The 17,763-nt window shown below is 74.5% G+C and carries 14 protein-coding genes; 9 read left to right on the top strand and 5 right to left on the bottom strand.

The genetic code is table 11. The annotated features are described in order from the left end of the window. Positions 1-395: 395 nt before the first annotated feature. The 3 genes from LG943_RS01370 (at position 396) to LG943_RS01360 (ending at position 2,132) form a co-directional block, all read left to right on the top strand. The gene (locus LG943_RS01370; RefSeq protein ID WP_270070280.1) at positions 396-1,124 is read left to right on the top strand and encodes a ferritin-like fold-containing protein; all 729 of its coding nucleotides are present in this window, start codon (positions 396-398) and stop codon (positions 1,122-1,124) included. A 181-nt stretch (positions 1,125-1,305) separates the two neighbouring features. Next, on the top strand, positions 1,306-1,617 hold the full coding sequence (locus LG943_RS01365) for a DUF6401 family natural product biosynthesis protein (RefSeq protein ID WP_270070279.1): 312 nt from the start codon (positions 1,306-1,308) through the stop codon (positions 1,615-1,617). 266 nt (positions 1,618-1,883) lie between these two features. Beyond that, positions 1,884-2,132 carry a hypothetical protein gene (locus LG943_RS01360; RefSeq protein ID WP_270070278.1) on the top strand — a complete coding sequence of 83 codons (249 nt, stop codon included), beginning with the start codon at positions 1,884-1,886 and terminating at the stop codon, positions 2,130-2,132. 234 nt (positions 2,133-2,366) lie between these two features. Here the strand turns inward: LG943_RS01360 and LG943_RS01355 are convergent, their stop codons facing one another. The 3 genes from LG943_RS01355 to LG943_RS01345 all read right to left on the bottom strand — a co-directional run bounded on the left by LG943_RS01355 (position 2,367) and on the right by LG943_RS01345 (position 4,672). Continuing rightward, positions 2,367-3,197 carry a mechanosensitive ion channel family protein gene (locus tag LG943_RS01355; protein ID WP_270070277.1) on the bottom strand — a complete coding sequence of 277 codons (831 nt, stop codon included), beginning with the start codon at positions 3,195-3,197 and terminating at the stop codon, positions 2,367-2,369. A 345-nt stretch (positions 3,198-3,542) separates the two neighbouring features. Beyond that, positions 3,543-4,169, bottom strand: a complete 627-nt coding sequence (locus LG943_RS01350) for a TetR/AcrR family transcriptional regulator (protein ID WP_270070276.1) — start codon at positions 4,167-4,169, stop codon at positions 3,543-3,545. Positions 4,170-4,462: 293 nt separating this feature from the next. Further along, positions 4,463-4,672 (bottom strand): hypothetical protein, encoded by a 210-nt coding sequence (locus tag LG943_RS01345; RefSeq protein ID WP_408648524.1) that lies wholly within the window; start codon positions 4,670-4,672, stop codon positions 4,463-4,465. Positions 4,673-4,898: 226 nt separating this feature from the next. On the opposite strand from LG943_RS01345, the gene LG943_RS01340 reads away from it, so the two are divergent. The 4 genes from LG943_RS01340 to LG943_RS01325 all read left to right on the top strand — a co-directional run bounded on the left by LG943_RS01340 (position 4,899) and on the right by LG943_RS01325 (position 8,188). Next, the gene (locus tag LG943_RS01340; protein ID WP_270070274.1) at positions 4,899-5,879 is read left to right on the top strand and encodes an alpha/beta fold hydrolase; all 981 of its coding nucleotides are present in this window, start codon (positions 4,899-4,901) and stop codon (positions 5,877-5,879) included. A gap of 100 nt (positions 5,880-5,979) precedes the next feature. Continuing rightward, positions 5,980-7,140 (top strand): adenylyltransferase/sulfurtransferase MoeZ, encoded by a 1,161-nt coding sequence (gene moeZ, locus LG943_RS01335; RefSeq protein ID WP_270070273.1) that lies wholly within the window; start codon positions 5,980-5,982, stop codon positions 7,138-7,140. A gap of 190 nt (positions 7,141-7,330) precedes the next feature. Beyond that, positions 7,331-7,711, top strand: coding sequence for an SPW repeat domain-containing protein (locus tag LG943_RS01330; protein ID WP_270070272.1), 381 nt, complete (start codon positions 7,331-7,333; stop codon positions 7,709-7,711). Positions 7,712-7,828: 117 nt separating this feature from the next. After that, complete coding sequence (locus tag LG943_RS01325; RefSeq protein ID WP_270070271.1) at positions 7,829-8,188, top strand: MGMT family protein; 360 nt, start codon at positions 7,829-7,831, stop codon at positions 8,186-8,188. Positions 8,189-8,265: 77 nt separating this feature from the next. Here the strand turns inward: LG943_RS01325 and LG943_RS01320 are convergent, their stop codons facing one another. Further along, positions 8,266-9,099, bottom strand: coding sequence for a peptidoglycan recognition protein family protein (locus LG943_RS01320; protein ID WP_270070270.1), 834 nt, complete (start codon positions 9,097-9,099; stop codon positions 8,266-8,268). A 246-nt stretch (positions 9,100-9,345) separates the two neighbouring features. After that, positions 9,346-10,206, bottom strand: a complete 861-nt coding sequence (locus tag LG943_RS01315) for a peptidoglycan recognition protein family protein (protein WP_270070269.1) — start codon at positions 10,204-10,206, stop codon at positions 9,346-9,348. Positions 10,207-10,603: 397 nt separating this feature from the next. On the opposite strand from LG943_RS01315, the gene LG943_RS01310 reads away from it, so the two are divergent. Then, the gene (locus LG943_RS01310) at positions 10,604-14,074 is read left to right on the top strand and encodes an ATP-dependent helicase (protein WP_270070268.1); all 3,471 of its coding nucleotides are present in this window, start codon (positions 10,604-10,606) and stop codon (positions 14,072-14,074) included. After that, complete coding sequence (locus LG943_RS01305) at positions 14,071-17,625, top strand: ATP-dependent DNA helicase (RefSeq protein WP_270070267.1); 3,555 nt, start codon at positions 14,071-14,073, stop codon at positions 17,623-17,625. Before LG943_RS01310 ends, LG943_RS01305 begins: the two co-directional genes overlap by 4 nt. The last annotated feature ends 138 nt before the right edge of the window (positions 17,626-17,763 follow it).

Below are 17,763 nucleotides of genomic sequence, written 5' to 3'. Positions count from 1 at the left end.
CTTCGGTCGGTGACGGTGTTGTCGTGGTGCGCCGCGGAGCGCCGCGCGGTGCTCCGGCGAAGGAGCCGCGCGGGGTCTGCCGCGCGCGCGAGCCGGCAGGGGCGCCCGCGCCCCGAGGGGCGTGCGCGTCCGCGGCGAGGGCTCCGCGCGATGGCCGACTGGTGGCGGCCACTGAGGGAGAGTGTATCCTGCCGCTCCTTGCGCTGGATATGCCGTGTTTCGCCGCGCGGCGCACGAGCGCTGTCAGCCCCGGCGGTGTCCCACCGGTGGAACACCGCGGCGGCGCGGAATAGTCCGCCCCCGCGCCGGGTCCGCCGCCGGCGCGGGGGCGATAACCTGTCGGCCATGACCGCCCGGACACCGGGCGCCGTCCCCCGGTCCGCAAGGGAGCAGTGGTGAGCGAGCAGCAGACCTCCGCGGCCGCCGGTCCCGCGCCCGCCGCGGGCGCCGGCGTCATCGACCTGCTGGGCCTGCTGGCCTACGCCCGGCTCGTGGCGTTCTTCCGGCTGGCCGGCGACGCCGAACTCGCGCCCACTTTGGCGGGCAAGGGCGAACTCGCCGAGATCGCGGTCTCCGAGCAGGCCAACTACCGGCGGCTGCACGACCGGCTGCGCGAACTGGGCGCCGACCCCGAGGAGGCCATGCGCCCCTTCGTGGTGCCGCTGGACGCCTGGCACGCCCGCACCGAGCCGCAGAGCTGGCTGGAGAGCCTGGTCAAGGCGTATGTGGGCGACGGGATCGCCGACGACTTCTACCGCAGGCTCGCCGAGCTGGCCGACCCCGAGACCCAGGCGCTGGTGCGCGACACCCTGGTGGAGTCCGGGCGCGCGGAGTTCGTGGCCGCCCAGGTGCGCGCGGCCATCGCCGACGACCCCCGGCTGGCCGGCCGGCTGTCGCTGTGGGCGCGCCGCCTGGTGGGCGAGGCGCTGAGCCAGGCGCAGAGCGTGGCGGCGCGGCGCCCCGACCTGGCGGCGCTGCTGGGCGGCGGCGCGCGGGAGGCCGCCCCGGGCGGGGCCGAGGCCGACGCCGCCGAGCCGGGCGACCTCGCGATGGTGAGCCGGATGTTCGCCGACCTGACCGACGCCCACGCGGCGCGGCTGGAGGCGATGGGGCTCAGCGGCTGAGGCCGGGAACCCCAGCGCCGGCGGCGATCGGGGTCGGCGCGGCCCCGCGACCTGCGGGTTCGATCGGGAGGACCCGCGAGGCCGGTCGGCTGCATTGTCACAGTTTCGTCTATCTTCCTTCTATTTTTCGTATATAGTCGGTCCAGTTCTCACCCCGTCCCCGGCTCCGAGGTATCCATCCATGCGTCCTGGGTTCTTCGCGGAAGGGCCGCTCGCCCGGCTGTCCCGCGAGTTCGGACTGCTCGGTCCCCTGAGCGGGGCAACGGAACCCTGGCTCACCGCTGAGCTGGACCAGCACGCCGCGGCCGTGCGGGACTCCCTGTCCGCCGACGGCGGCCGCATCACCCACCGCAGCCTCACCCGGTACCTCCACGGCTTCGTCGACGGCTGCCGCGAGCGCGGCTGGCACTCGGCGTCCGACGGCTACGACTGGGAGACCCTGCGCGTGCTCGCCGTCTGCCGGCTGGCGAAGGAACACGGTTTCGTCCGCTAAGTTTGATCTCACCCTTGGGCGGCGGATCACGTCCCGGCGCGGCGACGACGATCCGCGAAGTCACCCCACGGGTGTGATGACTGAGCGTAGGCTGAGCCATATCCGGGGTGTGGCCACGCCGCTGCTCGCGGCGGCGGAGCACGGGCGCGTCGGCGCACCGGTCCACACCGATGCCCGGCGGCGGTCAACGGAGCCCGCCACGGCGCGAGGAGCACCCCCCGGGACGAAAAACGCGGTGAGATGCTGCCGCAAGAAAGGAAGATCGCATGGGGAGCGGCCGGCATGGGGCGGCGCGTCCACCGATCGGCGTCCTGATTCAGCAGGACCGCGTCGACTTCTCTCTTTTCGCCTCGATCATCGTGATCGCGCTGGCGGTCATGGTCTTCATCGGAATCGACCTCGCGTCGGTGGCCTTCTGGATCGCCATGATCCTGGTCGGGGTCAGCGTCGCGCTCATCGTCCGTCGCCTCAACCGCCTCTCACGCGAGGAACTGGCCGACGACGAACTGCTGTGAGGGCGCCGTGGGGCGCACCGCGCCGCTGAGCGCCGCCGCGGGGGCGGGATGCCCGCCCGCGCGCGGCACCCGCGGCGGTCCGGGAGGACAGGAAGAAGGGGGCGGGCCATCGGCCGCGCCCCCTCAGTGCTTTCCGTAGAGTTCGGTGCTTTCCCGGCGTCCGGCGCATTCGGTGCGGGGCTGTGCGCCCGCGCCGCGCGCCACCCGGGTTTCAGGCCCGGGCCGCCGCGGCCGTCACGCCGGCGGGCGGTGCGGCGGCTCCTCGCCCATGCCGCCCCGGCCCATCGCCGGGCCGCCCGAGGCGCCGCCGGCGGCGTGCGCCCCGTGCTGGGCGGGTTCGCGCGGTGCCTGCTGCGGCGCGCCCATGGCGTCGGAGCGGCCCGCGCGGTAGTTGGCGTCCTTCACCCGGCCGGTCTCGCGCTCGGCGGCCGCCAGCCAGTTGGACCAGCGGTCCTGCATGGGCCGCACCAGGCCGCCGCCCACACCGACCACCAGGATGCCGCCGACGGTGGCCAGCACCGCGATCAGCACCGGCTGGGTGACGGTGGTGGCCACGCCGATCTGGTTCAGCGCGGCGATCACCCCGAGGGCCATGATGAACACGCCCACCGCGTTGGCCAGGAAGCGGCCGTAGCTCAGGCCCGCCAGGGCGCTGGAGACGATGTCGCGGGCGGCCTTGGCGATCATGGCGGCCACGACGACGATCACCAGGGCGACGATCGCGAGCGGGATCCAGCTCACCACGTTGTTGAGGAGCTGGGTGATCGGGTTGGTGGGCCCGAACACGCTGAACGCGAGCTGGAGGACGATCAGCAGGCCGACGTAGTAGACGATCTTGCCGCACAGCTCACTGGCGCTGTAGCGGCTGCGCTGGAAGTACTCGCCCACGCCGCTGCGGTCCAGGCCGCGGTCGAGGCCGACCTTGGCCAGGGCCTTGCCGACCATGCGGCCGACGAACTTGGCGATGATCCAGCCCAGGATCAGGATCACCAGGAAGGCCGCTAGGCGTGGCACGAACGTGGCGACGGCGCCCCAGGCGTCCGACAGCCCTTGCTGGATGTTCATCTCTTCACCCCCGATGGCGCCCCGCCGGTACCCGGGATCCGGCCCGCGTCCGTCCGGCGAAACCGAGACGACTCGTTCTCTTACCGGCGATTACCCGAAAAGGGGCATACCGAATCACCGTAGAGTGACCACTGGCTACGCAAAGTGAGATTTGGGGGTGCCGTTGCCGTCCCTTGGTAAACCCGCGGCGGCCGCCGGACGTCGCCGGGCGGCAGGGAGCGGGAGCGGGGCGGGGGCAGGGGAGCGGGAGGACGAGGGGGCGCGGCCGACCGGCCCCGCACACGCGGCGGCGCGGCACGGGGGCCGGGGGTGCGTGCGAGGGGTGGCGCGCCCGGCGCGGCCGGGTCAGCCGCCCCGGGTGAGGTCCCAGCCGCTGATGCCGCGCCAGGCCAGCCGGGCGATGAGCTGCTCGGCGGCCTCCTGCGGGATGGTGCCGAAGTTGCTCAGCCAGTAGCGGGCGCTGGTCTCGGCCATGCCCACCAGGCCGATGCTGAGCAGGTGCGCCTCCTCGTCGGAGATGCTGGTGTCCTGGCGGATGACGTCGCTGATCAGCTCGGCGCACGCCTGGAGGGTCTGCTCGGTCTTCTCGCGGACCGCCGGGACGTTGCGCAGGTCGGACTCGAAGACCAGGCGGAACGCCTCGCCCTCGCCGGCGACGAAGTCGAAGTAGGCGCGGAAGCTGGCGGTGACGCGCTGGCGGTTGTCGTCGGTGCTCTCCAGCGCCTCGCGCTGCTTCTCGACCAGGGCGTGGGAGTGCTGCTCCAGCAGCGCCAGGTACAGCTCCTGCTTGCCCGGGAAGTGCTGGTAGAGGACCGGCTTGCTGACTCCGGCGCGGTCGGCGATCTCGTCCATGGCGGCGGCGTGGTAGCCGCGCGCGACGAAGACCTCCTGGGCGGCGGCCAGCAGTTGGCGGCGGCGCGCCAGCCGGGGCAGCCGGGTTCCCCGCGGGCGGGCGTCTGAAGGAGCTGTCACACCCACACCCTCCGAACTCCTCGCGGCGTTGTGCGGCTGCCGCGCTCGATGGTCCTGCGATGGGACGCGCCGCCGAGATCAGGGGATCGCCGGCATCACTGGGCGACACCGCCCGGCGCGACACCACCATCCTACTTACTCGCACGTAGCCCGGCGCTTCCGGGCGGTGCGCGGCCCCGGGCGGGCGCCCGAGGACGCGCCGGCGCGGGCACGCCGACCTGCGCGGATCTCCCGCACAGGACGGCCTGCGCGGACGACCTGTCCGGACGGCCCGCGCCGGGCGCGGGGACGCCTCAGCGGTACTCGTCCTCGTCCAGCTCCACCTCGCGGAGCTGCTCCACGGCGTCGGCCTCGGACACCTCGGGGTCGGCGAGCGCGGCGCCGCGGGCCCAGTCCTCCTCGCCGGGGGCGACCTCGGCGCGCTGCTCGGAGAAGTCGGCGTCGGTGGTCTCCAGGGAGCGCTCGTCGTCGTCCTTCGGCGCGGTGTCCTGCGGTTCGGTCACCATTCCCCCTCTGCGGGTCGAGTGCTCCTGACGGTCTGCTCCGCCGCCGCCCACGCTACCCGCGCGGGCGGCGGCGCTGCCGTGCGAACTGCCCCTACCCGGTTGTCCACAGGTGTACGCGGGCGGTTGCGCGGGCGGTGCGCCGCCAGCAGCATGGTCCTGCGGGGCTGGTGCGCGCGGCCGCGCCCGCCGCCACCGCCCACCACCCGACGGGAGGAGCACAGCCATGCCGGAGCCGATCGCGCAGTGGCCGGGCGAACACGTCACGGTGGCCGGCCGCCGCGTCTTCGTCCGCCGCGACCACCCGCCGGCGCCCGGCGCCGGCCTCGACCCCGGCGCGCCCGCCGAACGCCGGCGCACCGTCTACGTCCACGGCCTGGGCGGGTCCTCCACCGACTGGACCGACCTCATGGGCGCCCTGTGCCGCGACTGCGCCGGCGAGGCGCTCGACCTCCCCGGGTTCGGCCACTCCCCGCCCCCGCCCGACGGCGACTACACCCTCGACTCCCACGCCCGCACCGTCGCCGCGCTCATCTCCGCCGGCGACGGCCCCGTGCACCTGGTGGGCAACTCCCTGGGCGGCGCGGTGGCGGTGCGGGTGGCCGCCCAGCGCCCGGCCCTGGTGCGCTCGCTCACCCTGATCTCCCCGGCGCTGCCCGACCTCTGGCCCCGCCTGGTGCCCTACCAGATGGCGGGGGCGCTGGTGCCCGGCGTGGGGCGCGCGGTGTTCACCCTGGTGCAGCGCCGCCCGCCCGAGGTCCGGGTGCAGGACATGTACGACACCACCTTCTTCGACCCCGCCTCGGCGCCGCCGCAGCGCGTCATGGAGGCGCTGGAGGCCCAGCGGCTGCGCGACACCCTGCCCCACGCCCACACCGCCGTGCTGGAGTCCCTGCGCGGAATCGTCACCGAGTACCTGCGCCGGGGCGCGGGCTCGCTGTGGTCGCAGGCCCGGCTGGTGCGCTGCCCCACCCTGCTGCTCTACGGCACCGCCGACCGCTTCGTGAACCCCCGCACGGCGGCGCGCGCGGCGCGGGCGTTCCGGGGCAGCCGCACGGTGCTGATGCCCCGCACCGGCCACGTCGCCATGATGGAGTGCCCCGACCGCGTGGCCCGCGAGGTCCGGCCGTTCCTCCTCAGCGCGCAGGCCCGCACCCACGCCGCCAAACCTCGGCCCGCCCCGGGAATGCCAAACCCCACCCCGTAGGTTGGGTATGAGTGCAAGCTCGTCACGTGCCCGTTCGCCCCAGCGTCCGCCGGCGACGCTCCGGGGACGTGACACCAACGAGGAATGCTGAGGAGCTGCTGTGTCGTTGCCGCCGCTGGTCGAACCAGCCGACGAGCTGACCGTCGACGAGGTTCGCCGCTACTCCCGCCACCTGATCATCCCCGACGTGGGCATGGCCGGGCAGAAGCGCCTGAAGAACGCCAAGGTGCTGGTGGTGGGCGCCGGCGGGCTCGGCTCGCCCGCGCTGCTCTACCTGGCCGCGGCCGGGGTGGGCACCCTGGGCATCATCGACTTCGACGTGGTCGACGAGTCCAACCTCCAGCGCCAGGTCATCCACGGGCAGAGCGACGTGGGCAAGCCCAAGGCCGAGTCCGCGCGCGAGAGCATCGAGGAGATCAACCCCTACGTCAAGGTGATCCTGCACAAGGAGCGCCTCGACTCCGACAACGCGCTGGAGATCTTCTCCGGCTACGACCTCATCCTCGACGGCACCGACAACTTCGCCACCCGCTACCTGGTGAACGACGCCTGCGTGCTGCTGAACAAGCCGTACGTGTGGGGGTCGATCTACCGCTTCGACGGCCAGGTCAGCGTCTTCTGGAACGAGTACGGGCCGCAGTACCGCGACCTCTACCCCGAGCCCCCGCCGCCCGGCATGGTGCCCTCGTGCGCCGAGGGCGGCGTGCTGGGCGTGCTGTGCGCGTCCATCGGCTCGGTCATGGTCAACGAGGCGATCAAGCTGATCACCGGTATCGGCGAGCCGCTGGTGGGCCGGCTGCTCATCTTCGACGCCCTGGAGATGAGCTGGAAGACCGTCAAGGTCCGCAAGGACCCCGAGGGCGAGCCCATCACCGAGCTGATCGACTACGAGGCGTTCTGCGGCGCGGTGTCGGAGGAGGCCCAGGAGGCCGCCGCCGGCTCCACCATCACCGCCACCGAGCTGAAGGAGATGATGGACCGGGGCGAGGACTTCTACCTCGTCGACGTCCGCGAGAAGAACGAGTACGAGATCGTCAACATCCCGGGCTCGGTCCTCATCCCCAAGGGCGAGTTCCTGAACGGCGAGGCGTTCGCCAAGCTGCCCCAGGACAAGCGCGTCGTCCTGCACTGCAAGTCCGGCGGCCGCTCGGCCGAGGCCCTGGCGGCGCTCAAGGGCGCCGGCTTCAGCGACGCCGTCCACGTGGGCGGCGGCGTACTGGCCTGGATCAAGCAGGTCGACCCCAGCCTGCCGGAGTACTGAGGACTTCGGTCACCGGGTCTTCGCAAGGCCGCCGCGGCAGGGTCCGCGGCGGCCTTCGCCGTCTCCGGCGCGCACGGGCGCGGCACGTCGGGTGCGCACGCGCGCCGTTGGAACCGGTCGGGTGTGGGTACGGGAAGGGAGCGACGGCAGGGTTTCCGAGCGGAGCGAGGTGGGGTACACGATGGGATTCATGCGGCGTGCCGGCGACTGGCTGGTCCTGGTGGCCGGGTGCGCGGTGGCGGTGAGCCAGTTCTGGCACCAGATGATCGGGCTGGGCATGGTGACGCTGTTCCTGCTCGGCACCCTGCTGGTCTTCCTGGGCACGCTGTCGGTCATCCACCCCCAGTTGTACGTCACCGAGGCGGTCACCGTGCTGACCGGCATCGGACTGATCGCCCTGCCGTGGATCTTCGACTTCGTGGACACCCCCTCGGCGGCCTGGACGTCCTGGATCGCCGGCGCGATCGCGGTCGTCGTCGGCGCCGTCAACGTCGGCCCGGCCCTGGCCCTGTACCGCAAGGTGGTCCCACCCCAGGCCGGCACCGGCCAGCTCCGCCAGGCCAAGCCCTAGCCTCCGCCGGCCCGACTCCCGGGCCGGCCCGCGCTCACCGGCGGCCCCCCGGTCCGCGACCGGGGGGCCGTTCGCATGCCGCCGCGCGCCGGCGGACGGTCCCGCTATCGTCGCCCCATGTCCCCTTCTCCGGCGTTCAGCCGACCCAGCGAGTACGTGGAGCGCGTGTTGGAGGTCGTGGAGCGGATTCCGCCCGGGAAGGTGATGAGCTACGGCGACATCGCCGAGTACCTGGGCGAGGGCGGCCCCCGCCAGGTGGGCGCGGTGATGGCGGCGTGGGGCGGGGGAGTGCCGTGGTGGCGCGTCATCCGCGCCGACGGCAGCCCCCCACCGGGCCACGAGGCGGAGGCCGCCGCCCACTACGCCGCCGAGGCCACCCCCATGCGCCCCGGCACCGGAAGAGTCGACATGCGCGCGGCCCGCTGGGAGGGGGACACCCCAGCCCACATGGGCCAACCCGAAGAGGACGCGTGGTAGCGCCGGCCCGGCCTCCGCCCGGCGGCGGCCGTAGCCGCCGGGCGAGGGCCGGGGAGCGGTGGTCGGCCCCGGGCGCGTCAGCGCTCGTCGGGGCTGAGGGCGGGGCCGTGGTGGAAGGGTGCCGGTGCCGACCGCAGGGTGGGGACCTGCGGGTAGGGCGGGCGCTGGGGTGCGGGCAGGGCCCGGGTGGACAGCCTCTCCCGCCCGGCCGCCGCGAGGCGGGCGCCGACCTCCTCGCGCAGTTGGGGCAGCATCGCGTACAGGCGGTCGCCCGGGCAGATCGTGGCGTTGAAGTCGCGGTGCCCCGTGATCGCCGCGACCGGCAGGGCGTAGGTCGCGCACAGCCACGCGCACGTCTCCACCAGCGAGTCCCACAGCGCGGCGGTGGGCTCCTCGGTGATGTAGGTTCCCTCGTTCTCGATCCCCACCGCGACGTCGTTGTAGCTCGCGGTGTGGGCGCCCATCACGTGCATGCCCTGGTCGATGGCGTTCAGCGACTCGTTGCGGCCCTCCATGATGTGGCCGCCCCGGCTGATGGTGAGCTGCTGGCCGGTGTCGTCCCACCCGTTGGTGTCCATGTGCAGGTCCTGGATGGTCCGGGACAGGTCGAAGGCGTGGGCGCGGGAGTGGTCGGTGCTGTTCTCCGAGGCCGTGTGGTGCACCACGATGTAGCTCGGGGCGTGCCTCAGGATCTGCGCCGGCTGCACGGGCGGGCGGGCCAGCCAGTGCTCGCGCGTGTAGACCCAGGGCCGCGCGGAGGCTGAGGCCGCCGATGCGCCGCCGGTCGTGCCGACCAGCGCGCCGGCGGCGAGGGCCCCGCCGAGGAGGAGCGCGCGGCGCCGGGTGGTCGCGAAGGGGGTGACGGGGGCGCGGTGCTCCCGGCCGCTGCGAGGGGTGTGCGGGTGGTTCATTGGCTCCTCTGCCGAGGTCGGGGACGTCAGGGAAAACGGTCAAGGGGACGGGAAACGGGTTCGACGCGGACCGGGGTTTCGGGCCCGCCCCGCCATCCTGGGGGAAGTCTGGGGGAAAGATGTGTGCTCACGATGGTGATGCGCCCGCTGTTACCGCTTCGTTTCTTTCCGTCCTCTGTTGAGAGCGCGGTGCGGCCCCGGAGCGGGTGTCCGCTCCGGGGCGCGGGTGAGGCTGGTGGGGACGGGTCAGCGCTCGTGGCGGTTGGAGTCTCCGGCGCCGACGGCGGGGCCGTGGTCGAACGGCTCCGGGGTGGCGCGGGAGGTGGGGACCTCGGGGAACGGCGGACGCTGGCGGGCGGGCAGCTCCTCGGTGGACAGGGTCTGGAGCCCGGCGGCCGCGAGGCGGGCGCCGACCTCCTCGCGCAGACGCGGCAGCATCGAATAGAGGCGGTCCCCCGGGCAGACCGTGGCGTTGAAGTCCCGGTGGCCCCGGATCGCCGACACCGGGCGCCCGTAGGCCGAGCACAGCCAGGCGCACGTGGCCACCAGCGACTCCCACAGTGCCCCGGTGGGCGAGGCCGAGATGTAGGTGCCCTCGTTCTCGATGCCGATCGCGACGTCGTTGTAGCTCTCCACGTGCGCGCCCACGGCGTGGTTGCCGTCGCGGATCGCGACCAGGGAGCGGTTGCGGCCCTCCATGATGTACCCGCCGCGGCTGATGGTGAGCTGCTGGCCGATGTCGTCCCACCCGTTGTTGTCCATGTGGTGGTTCTGGATGGACCGCGACAGCGCGAAGGCGTGCTCGCGCGAGTAGTCGGTGCTGTTGGGCGTGGCCGTGTGGTGGACGATGACGTAGGTCGGCGCGCGGTCGAGGACCTTGGCGTAGAGGACGGGCTTGCGGGCGTTCCACGAGGCGCGGCTGTAGACGTAGGGCTTCTCGGCCGCGAACGCGGGCGAGACACCGAGGCCGGCCGCCCCGAGGACGGCCCCTGCGGCGATGGCGCCGCCGAGGAGCACGGCTCTGCGGCGGCTGAGGTCTGCGGGTCCGGCCGTTCCGGCGGCGTCGCCCTGGGGGGTGAGGGAGTGGTCCATCGGCACCTCTGTCATGGCAGGGAAGTGGGGGACCGGGTTGCGGTCCCCCACAATCCTGGAAGCCAAGTGTCCGCAGGCGGTACCGGTTTTGTGAAGAATTCCTAATGATCCGAGGGGCGGGCGGCGGCCTCCCCGCCGGGGAGGTCGGCCACCTCCACGCAGTTGTCGCGGTCTAGGCAATCTCGTCGGCTTCCTCCAGACAGAGGCTGTTCGACCGGGTACGGCGGCGAGGGCCGTTTCGGGGCGCCTCCGGTGAGCGGCGGAGAGGGCGGGCGGTGCCCGCTCCCATGGTCTGACCTGCGGGGACACCGAATCGGCGAGATGCTTTCGCGGTCGCGTCACACCGGGGTGCGACGCGGCTGATACCGAGGATGGCCCCGGACTGTCGTGGGGATCTGGTGAACTAGGGGAGGTGAACTCATCCCCGTACCGTCTTGTGCGGCGTGTGCTTGCCGAGGCGCCGCCGCCGAGCCTGGATGAGAACCAGCAGCGGGTCGTCGCGCACACGGGCGGGCCGATGCTGGTCCTCGCCGGGCCGGGGACCGGTAAGACCACCACCATCGTGGAGGCGGTGGTCGACCGCATCCAGAACCGCGGGGTCGACCCCGCGCGCGTGCTCGTCCTGACCTTCAGCCGCAAAGCAGCCCAGGAACTGCGCGAACGCATCACCGCCCGCCTCCGCCGCACCACCCGCGAACCCCTCGCCCTCACCTTCCACAGCTACGCCTACGCCCTCATCCGCCGAGAGTTCGGCCGCATCGAGGAGCAGCCGCCGCGCCTGCTGTCCGGCCCCGAGCAGTTGATGGAGATCCGCGAAATCCTCGCGGGCGAGGCCGCCGACGGCGCCGAGATGTGGCCTGAGCGCCTGCGCCCCGCGCTCACCACCCGCGGGTTCGCCGAGGAGCTGCGCGACTTCCTGATGCGCGCCCAGGAGCGCGGTCTCGACCCCGCCGACCTCGACCGCCTCGGGCGCGAGCACCGGCGCGACGACTGGGTGGCCGTGGGCGACTTCATGGACCGCTACACCGGCCGCTTCGACGTCGCGCCCGTCCCCACCTTCAACTACGCCGAACTCGTGCGCGTCGCCGCCAACCTGCTCAACGACCCCGAGATCCAGGCGCGCGAACGCGCCAACCGCGAGGTCGTGTTCGTGGACGAGTACCAGGACACCGACCCCGCCCAGGAGGAGCTGCTGCGCGCGCTCGCCGGCGACGGCCGCGACCTCGTCGCGGTGGGCGACCCCGACCAGTCCATCTACGGCTTCCGGGGCGCCGACGTGCGCGGCATCCTGGAGTTCCCGCAGCGCTTCCCCGCCTGGGACGGCACGCCCGCCCCGGTCGTCGCGCTGCGCACCTGCCGCCGCAGCGGCGCCGCCCTGCTCGCCGCCTCGCGCGGGGTGGCCCGCCGCCTCCCGGCGGCGCCCGCGCCCGGCGGCGGCCCGGTCAACTCCCACCGCGCGCTGACACCCACCGACACCGCCCCCCAGGGCGAGGTCAGCGTGCTGCTGGCCGAGAGCCCCGCGCAGGAGGCCGCCGTCATCGCCGACACCCTGCGCCGCGCGCACCTGGTCGACGGCGTCCCGTGGTCGCGCATGGCGGTCCTGGTGCGCTCGGCCGTCCGGCAGTTGCCCACCCTGCGCCGCGCGCTGCTCGCCGCTGGGGTGCCGGTCGCCGTGGGCGGCGACGAACTCCCGCTGGCCGTGGAGCCGCTGGTGCGGGCGATGCTGCTGCTCATCCGCTGTGCGCTGCGCCCCCACACGATCGATGAGGCCGCGGCGCACGAGCTGCTGACCAGCCCGTTCGGCGAGGCCGACACCATCCGGCTGCGGCGGCTGGCCCGCGCGCTGCGCCGCCTCGACCTCGACTACCGCGCGGCCGAACGCAAGGCCGCCGAGAAGCGCGCCGGGCAGGCGGGGAAGGGTGCGGGAGGCGGCGGCGCCGACTCCTCCGCCGGTGACCTCCCCTCCGGCGGTGCCGCTTCCGCCGACACGTCCGCCGCGACTACGGTCGGTGGCGCGGGCGCCGACCGCCCCGGCGACACCGCTCCCGACGAGCCGACCGCCACCGGCGACCCGGCCGACGACCCCGCCGACCTTGCTACCGACCCCACCGACCTTGCTACCAACCCCACCGACCCCACCGACACCGCGCCCCTCGGCGAACCACCCCACGGTCACCGGCGCGGGCACCGCCCCTCCTCCGCGCTGCTCGCCGACGCGCTGCGCGACCCGCGCGAGCTGACCCTGGTCGACCCCGAGGTCGCCGCCCCCGCCCGCCGCGTGGCCTCCTACCTGCGGCTGATCCGCGATCGCGCCGCCTCCGGCGCCTCCGCCGAGGACGTGCTGTGGGAGGTGTGGCGGGCCAGCGGCCTGGCCGACCGCCTCCTTCGCGCCAGCCAGGCAGGCGGGCGGCGCGGCGCAGCCGCCGACCGCGACCTCGACGCCGTCGTCGCCCTGTTCGAGAGCGCCGCCCGCTACACCGACCGCCTGCCCCCCGGCGTGCCCGAGGGCTTCCTGGACGACCTCGAAGCCCAGGAGATCCCCGGTGACAGCCTCGCCGAGCGCGCGCCCGAGGGCGAGGCGGTGCGCATCCTCACCGCGCACCGCTCCAAGGGCCTGGAGTGGGACCTCACCGTGGTCGCCGGAGTCCAGGAGGGCGACTGGCCCGACCTGCGCCTGCGCGGCTCCCTGCTCGGCGTCGAGCAGCTCATCGACACCGCCACCGGGTTCGCCGACGGCGACACCCCCGGCGCCGCCGTCGCCTCCAAGCTGCTGGACGAGGAGCGCCGGCTGTTCTACGTCGCCGTCACCCGCGCCCGCAGCCGGCTCGTTGTCACGGCGGTCGGCGGCGAGGACACCGAGGAGCGCCCCTCCCGCTTCCTGTCCGAACTCGGCGCCGGCGACCCCGAGCGCGTCACCACCGGCCGCCGCTGGCTGTCCCTGCCCGCCCTCGTGGCCGACCTGCGCTCCGTCGTCACCGACCCCCAGCGCCCCGACCCCCTGCGCCGCGCCGCCGCCGCCCACCTGGCCCGCCTCGCCGACGAGGGCGTGCGCGGCGCCGACCCCGCCGAGTGGTACGCCCTCACCCGCGTCTCCGACGACCGCCCCCTGGTCGAGAACCCCGACGACGGCGCCATCCGCGTCTCGCCCTCCCAGGTCGAGCGCTTCACCACCTGCGAGCTGCGCTGGCTGCTGGAGAACGCCGCCGGTGCCTCCTCGATGGAGATCTCCTCGGCGCTGGGCAGTATCGTGCACGCGGTCGCCGTCCTCGTCGCCGAGGGCGCCGACATGGCAGAGATCCGCCTGCGCATGGACGAGATCTGGTCCGAACTGGACTTCGGCGGCCCGTGGTTCGCCGGCAAGGAGCGCGAGCGTGCCGACGAGATGGTCCGCAAACTGGTCGACTGGCACGAGACGGGCGAGCGCGAACTGGTCGTCACCGAGGAGGGGTTCAAGGTCGACATCGGCGGGATCGAGATCACCGGGCGCGTGGACCGGCTGGAGAAGGACGCCCAGGGCCGCGCCGTGGTGGTCGACATCAAGACCGGCAGCGGGCGGCCCAAGGACGAGGAGCTGGGGCGCCACCCCCAGCTCGGCGTCTACCAGCTCGCCGTGCTGCGCTCGGCCTTCGCCCAGTTCGGCCTGACCGAGCCCGGCGGCGCCGAACTCGTGCAGGTCGGCAAGGCCGCGCTGACCCACAAGGCGCGCACCCAGGGCCAGGGCGCCCTGGGCGAGGACCCCGACCCCCAGTGGTCGGAGCGGCTGGTGCGCGACGTCGCCGAGGGCATGTCCGGATCCCGCTTCCAGGCGGTGCGCAACAGCTTCTGCGACTCCTGCGCCGTGCGGTCCAGTTGCCCGGTCCACGACGAAGGGAAGCGTGTGTGACCGCCACGGAGCACTACGGCGCTCCGCCGGCCGGCCGGCGCGCGCCCGCGTTCAACCCCGCCGAGCTGGCCCGCCTGCTCGGCCAGCCCGAACCCACCGCCGAGCAGGCCGCCGTCATCTCCGCGCCGCTGGGACCGGGCGTGGTGGTGGCCGGCGCCGGGTCGGGCAAGAGCGAGACCATGGCCGCGCGCGTGGTGTGGCTGGTGGCCAACGGCCTGGTGCGCCCCGAGCACGTGCTGGGCCTGACCTTCACCCGCAAGGCGGCCGCCGAGCTGGCCGAGCGCGTGCGCCGCCGCCTGGACCAGTTGCGCGCCACCGAGCAGGTGCCCGAGGAGGTCCTCGACGGCGACCCCACGGTCTCGACCTACAACTCCTACGCCGCCCGCCTGGTCGGCGACCACGCCCTGCGCGAGGCCATCGAGCCCACCACCCGGCTCATCAGCCAGGGGCAGTCCTACCAGCTCGCCTCGCGCATCGTCGCCGACTACGACGGCCCCATGGACGCCATCACGGTCGGCCCGCGCACGGTCACCGACCGCGTGCTGGAGTTGGCCGGCGAACTCGCCGACCACCTGCGCACCCCCGACGACGTGCGCGGCGTGGGCGCCTGGATCACCGAGCGCGTCGCCGCGCTGCCCAAGGTCGGCGCCGAGACCCGCAGGCTGGTGGCCGCGCAGCGCCGCCGCGAGCAGCTCCTGCCGCTGGTCGAGCGCTACATCGCCGCCAAGCGCGACCGCGAGGTCATGGACTACGGCGACCAGGTGGCGCTGGCCGCGCGGATCGCCCTGCGCCACCCCGAGGTCGGGCTGATCGAGCGCAGCCGCTTCAAGGTCGTGCTGCTGGACGAGTACCAGGACACCAGCCACGCCCAGTTGCTGCTGCTGCGCGCGCTGTTCGGCGGCGGCCACCCCGTCACGGCCGTGGGCGACCCCTGCCAGTCCATCTACGGCTGGCGCGGCGCCAGCGCGGGCAACCTCACCAGCTTCCCCACCGACTTCCCGGAGTCGCCCGGCCGCCCGGCGCCGGTGCGCAAGCTGGCCACCAGCTTCCGCAACGGCGAGCGGGTGCTGGCGGTGGCCCGCCGCATCGCCGAGCCGCTGCGCGAGGAGTCCGACTACGTGCCCGTGCTCTACCCCTCGGCGGCGCGGCGCGGCCGGGGCGCGGTGGCCGCCGGGCTGTTCACCACCGAGACCGAGGAGGCGCACTGGATCGCCGGCACCCTGCGGGCCGCCCTTGACCAGCCCGGCCACCTCGCCCCCGACGGCGCGCCCTGGCCGCCCGGCGAGGGCGGCGACGGCCCCGGCGGCGCCATCACCCCCGGCGACATCGCGGTCCTGTGCCGCAAGCGCTCCCAGTTCCCGCTGCTGCGCGAGGCGCTGGAGGAGCGCGGGATCCCCGTCGAGGTGGTGGGCCTGGGCGGGCTGATGACCGTGCCCGAGGTCCGCGACATCGTCGCCACCCTGCGGGTGCTGCACGACCCCACGGCGGGCAACGAGCTGGCGCGGCTGCTCACCGGGCCGCGCTGGCGGCTGGGGCCGCGCGACCTGGTGGCCCTGGGCGAGCGCGCCGCCGAACTCGCCAAGGAGACGCGGCGGGACCTCGCGGCCTCGGCGCCCGAGCCCGACCCCGAGCCCGGGACGGGCGACGAGGACCTGCTGCGGCGCACCGTGCTCGACCTCACCGCCGAGAGCGGCAGCCTGGTCGACGCCCTCGACGACCCCGGCGAGGCCGAGCGCTACTCCGCGACCGGCTACGAGCGGCTGGCCGCCCTGGGCGCCGAGATGCGCGCCCTGCGCCGACTGGCCGCCCAGCCGCTGCCCGACCTCGTCGGCGAGGTCGAGCGGATGCTGGGCCTGGACATCGAGGTCGGCGCCCGGCCCGGCCGCGACCCCGTCGCCGCCCGCGCCGACCTGGACGCCTTCCTCGACGCGGCGGTGCGGTTCGTCGGCAACAGCGAGGACCCCACGCTCGGCGCGTTCCTCAACTACCTGCGCTCGGCCGAGGACGCCGAGAAGGGCCTGGAGCCGGGCGAGCGCGTGGGCGGCAGTGACACCGTCAAGCTGATGACCGTGCACGCGGCCAAGGGGTTGCAGTGGGCGGTGGTGGTGGTGCCGGGCCTGGCGGGCGGCACCGGGTCGCCGGTGTTCCCGACCCGCTCGCGCGACACCGGCGCGTGGGCCCGCCAGGAGCAGAAGCTGCCCTTCCCGCTGCGGGGCGACGCGGGCGGGCTGCCGCGCCTGGTCGACGTCGACAAGGACAGCATCAAGCAGTTCGAGGCCGCCGACCGCGAGCGCCACCTCATGGAGGAGCGGCGCCTGGCCTACGTCGCGGTCACCCGCGCCTCCTACGCGCTGGTGTGCACCGGGCACTGGTGGGGGCACGCCTCCGCGAGCCTGCGCGGGCCGTCGCAGTTCCTGGAGGAGGTGCGCGAGGCGTGCGCGGCGGGCGCCGGACGCGTGGTGCGCTGGGCCGACCCGCCGGAGGAGGGAGCGGAGAACCCGCAGACCGCGCAGGTCGCGTCGGTGGCCTGGCCGCAGACGCCGGAGGACTACGACGACGCGGCGGCCCGCCGCTACCGCGAGATCGTCGAGGGCGCGCGGCTGGTGGAGTCGGCGCGCGCCTCGGCGGGGGAGGGCGCCGCCGGGGCGGCCGGTGCGGGCGTCGGCGGCGGCACGCGGAGCGCGGGCGCCGGTGGTGGTGCCGGCGGTGGGGGCGCTGGCGGGGGTGTCGGCGCTGTCGGCGGTGGTGAGGACACCGCCGCTGCCGAGGGAGCCGGGCAGCCCCCGGCCGAGACGGTCGGCGAGCGCTGGCTGGCCCTGCTCGACCGCGCGTCAATGCCCACCGCCATGCGGCGCCGCCTCGACGGCTGGGAGCGCGACACCACCCTGCTGCTGGCCCACCGCGACCTCCCGGCCTCCGAGGGCGACGGCGCGGTGCAGGTCGAACTCCCCGCGCACCTGTCGGTGTCGTCGCTGGTCTCCCTGGCGCGCGACCCCGCCCTGCTCGCCCGCCAGATCCGCCGCCCGCTGCCGCGCCCGCCCGCGCCGCACACCCGGCGCGGCACGGCGTTCCACACCTGGCTGGAGCAGCGCTTCGGCCAGGAGTCCCTGCTGGTGCCCGACGAACTGCCGGGAGCGGCCGACGACGGCGCCGGAGCCGACGACGACCTCGCCGAGCTGCAACGCCGCTTCGAGGCGGGGGAGTGGGGCGGGCGCGTGCCGCTCGACGTCGAGATCCCGTTCGAGACGGTCATCGGCGACCGCCTGGTGCGCGGCCGGATGGACGCCGTGTTCCACGACCCCCAGACCGGCCGCTACGACGTGGTCGACTGGAAGACCGGCCGCCCCCCGGCCACCGAGCGGGAGCGCCGGGCCGTGGCGGTGCAGTTGGCGGCCTACCGGATCGCCTGGGCCGACCTCGCCGGGGTGCCCCTGGAGCAGGTGCGGGCCGCCTTCCACTACGTCCGCGCCGACGAGACGGTCCGCCCGGCCGACCTGCTCGACGCCGAGGGCCTCGCCGCGCTGCTGGCCGACCTGCCGGTGGTGGAGTAGGCGGCGCGGCACTGCGGCCGCGCCCGGTTGTGGGCCTTGGGTCGGGTTTTGGCGGTTTCTGGTTGTTTGCGACGCTTTTCGGCTGGTTGCGCCCGCCTTCGGCCGGGCGGGCGCGGGGCGTTCCCGGAACCCGCATGC

Origin of the sequence: Streptomonospora mangrovi, assembly GCF_027604915.1 — a bacterium.
GTDB classification, from domain to species: domain Bacteria; phylum Actinomycetota; class Actinomycetes; order Streptosporangiales; family Streptosporangiaceae; genus Streptomonospora; species Streptomonospora mangrovi.
The sequence above is the reverse complement of the archived record's forward strand: the minus strand, read 5'-3'. Positions and strand labels throughout refer to the sequence as shown.